This is a genomic window from Mesorhizobium sp. M7A.F.Ca.AU.001.01.1.1 (assembly GCF_004022735.1).
GTDB lineage: Bacteria > Pseudomonadota > Alphaproteobacteria > Rhizobiales > Rhizobiaceae > Mesorhizobium > Mesorhizobium ciceri.
Genome location: NZ_RZPF01000772.1, coordinates 1 through 2,925 on the forward strand (window position 1 = coordinate 1; position 2,925 = coordinate 2,925).

The 2,925-nt window shown below is 63.0% G+C and carries 2 protein-coding genes; both read left to right on the forward strand.

The window, feature by feature from the left end:
* The coding region (pnp, locus tag EN884_RS31520) for a polyribonucleotide nucleotidyltransferase (protein ID WP_245492019.1) at positions 1-2,142 on the forward strand (2,142 nt) is incomplete at its 5' end.
* A 100-nt stretch (positions 2,143-2,242) separates the two neighbouring features.
* Positions 2,243-2,925, forward strand: a 683-nt coding sequence (locus EN884_RS31525; protein WP_164895278.1) for a methyltransferase, incomplete at its 3' end; no start/stop codon positions are given.

The following is a 2,925-nucleotide window of genomic DNA, read 5'->3' on the forward strand; positions in this document are numbered from 1 at the left end:
AATCACCACAAAGTGGAAATCGAATGGGGCGGTCGTCCGCTCATCCTCGAAACCGGCAAGATCGCGCGCCAGGCTGATGGCGCGGTGCTCGCCACCTACGGCGAGACCAAGGTCCTCGCCACCGTCGTTTCGATGAAGGAGCCGAAGCCCGGCCTCGATTTCTTCCCGCTGACCGTCAACTACCAGGAAAAGACCTACGCCGCCGGCAAGATCCCGGGTGGCTATTTCAAGCGTGAAGGCCGTCCGAGCGAGAAGGAAACGCTGGTTTCCCGCCTCATCGACCGCCCGATCCGCCCGCTCTTCGCCTCCGGCTACAAGAACGACACCCAGATCGTCGTCACCGTCGTCCAGCATGATCTCGAGAACGATCCCGACATCCTGTCGATCGTTGCCACTTCGGCCGCCCTGACGCTCTCCGGCGTCCCCTTCATGGGCCCGGTCGGCGGCGCCCGCGTCGGCTACATCAACGGCGAATACGTTCTGAACCCGCATGTCGACGAGATGCAGGAATCCAAGCTCGACCTCGTTGTCGCCGGCACCGCCGACGCTGTGCTGATGGTTGAGTCCGAAGCCAAGGAATTGGGCGAAGAGCTGATGCTCGGCGCCGTCATGTTCGGCCACAAGGGCTTCCAGCCGGTCATCGACGCCATCATCAAGCTGGCCGAAGTCGCCGCCAAGGAGCCGCGCGACTTCACCGCGCCGGACTATTCCGCGCTTGAAGCCGAGATGCTGAAGATCGTCGGCGACGAACTCAGCAACGCCTACAAGAACGTCGACAAGCAGAAGCGTTACGCCGCCGTCGACGCCGTCAAGGCGAAGGTCAAGGCAGCGTTTGCCCCGGCCGAAGGCGAAGATGCCAAGTACACTTCCGAGCAGATCGGTTCGGTATTCAAGGAACTCCAGGCCAAGGTCGTGCGCTGGAACATCCTCGACACCGGTTCGCGCATCGATGGCCGTGACCTCAAGACGGTCCGCAAGATCGTCTCCGAAGTCGGCGTCCTGCCGCGCACCCACGGTTCGGCGCTGTTCACCCGCGGCGAGACCCAGGCGCTGGTCGTTGCCACGCTCGGCACCGGCGAGGATGAGCAGTATGTCGATTCGCTGACCGGCATGTACAAGGAGAAGTTCCTCCTTCACTACAACTTCCCTCCCTATTCCGTCGGCGAGACCGGCCGCATGGGTTCGCCGGGTCGCCGCGAAATCGGCCATGGCAAGCTCGCCTGGCGCGCCATTCGCCCGATGCTGCCGAGCGCCGACCAGTTCCCCTACACGCTGCGTGTCGTCTCGGAGATCACCGAGTCCAACGGTTCGTCGTCGATGGCCACCGTCTGCGGCACCTCGCTGGCGCTGATGGATGCCGGCGTGCCGCTGGCCAAGCCCGTCGCCGGTATCGCCATGGGCCTGATCAAGGAAGGCGAGCGTTTCGCCGTTCTATCCGACATCCTCGGTGACGAGGATCACCTCGGCGACATGGACTTCAAGGTCGCCGGCACCGCCAACGGCATCACCTCGCTGCAGATGGATATCAAGATCGAAGGCATCACCGAGGAGATCATGAAGATCGCGCTGGACCAGGCCAAGGATGGCCGCCAGCACATCCTCGGCGAGATGGCGCATGCTCTGACCGGCGCGCGTTCGGAACTGGGTGAGTTCGCACCGCGCATCGAAGTGATGCACATCCCGACCGACAAGATCCGTGACGTGATCGGCTCGGGCGGCAAGGTGATCCGCGAGATCGTCGAAAAGACCGGCGCCAAGATCAACATCGAGGACGACGGCACGGTCAAGATCGCTTCGTCCAATGCCAAGGAGATCGAGGCGGCGAAGAAGTGGATCCACACCATCGTCGCCGAGCCGGAAGTCGGCGAGATCTACGAAGGTACGGTCGTCAAGACCGCGGACTTCGGCGCTTTCGTCAACTTCTTCGGCCCGCGTGACGGCCTCGTCCACATCTCGCAGCTTGCCAACGACCGGGTCGCCAAGACCTCGGACGTGGTCAAGGAAGGCGACAAGGTCTGGGTCAAGCTGATGGGCTTCGACGAGCGCGGCAAGGTCCGCCTGTCGATGAAGGTCGTCGACCAGGCCACCGGCAAGGAACTCGCCCGCGACAAGAAGACCGAAGGCGAAGAAAACGCCGCCTGATTGGTCTGAGATCATGAATCGAAACGGGCGCGGCTTATGTCGCGCCCGTTTTCATTTTCAGCCTGGGTTTCAAAGCGCTTAGACAAGTCGAGATCGAACAATGTCCGCCGAGCCGTTGAAGACGCTTTTCCATCCCTTCGAGGCGGAGGCTGTTGCTTTGCCGGGAAAGGGCACGCGCGCCCTGTTTTTCGGCGCTGAGCCGGGTTTTCGCCTGCCTGAAGGCTTTGAGGCGACGCTTCACCTCGTACAGGGCTTCCGGCCGCATTTTAGCGTGCTGCAGGCGTCTGGCTTCGTCGTCACCGCGCAAGTGGAAGGCGATGGCTTCGATATGGCACTTGTGCTTGCCGGCCGGCATCGCGGCTTGAACGAAGTGCGCATCGCGCAGGCGCTTGAGTGCGTGGCGCCGGGCGGCCTGGTCGTCATTGCCGGCGGCAAGGACGATGGCATTGCCAGCCTGCGCAAGCGCGTTGACGAGCTTGTGCCGCTTGAAGGCCATTTGCCCAAATATCACGGCATTGCCTTCTGGCTGCGACGTCCCGCCGATCTGGCCGCCGCGGAAGAATTGCGCGCTGCCAACCCCGCTCTGCTGGTTGAAGGCCGGTGCCACACCGCGCCCGGCATGTTCTCGTTCGACCGGATCGATACCGGATCGAAATTGCTGGTCGAGAACCTGCCCAATGACCTGCGTGGCAGCATTGCCGATCTCTGCGCCGGCTGGGGCTATGTGGCGGCCGAGATCGCCGCCCGCTCCCCCGGCGTTCAGGCGCTCGACCTCTATGAGGC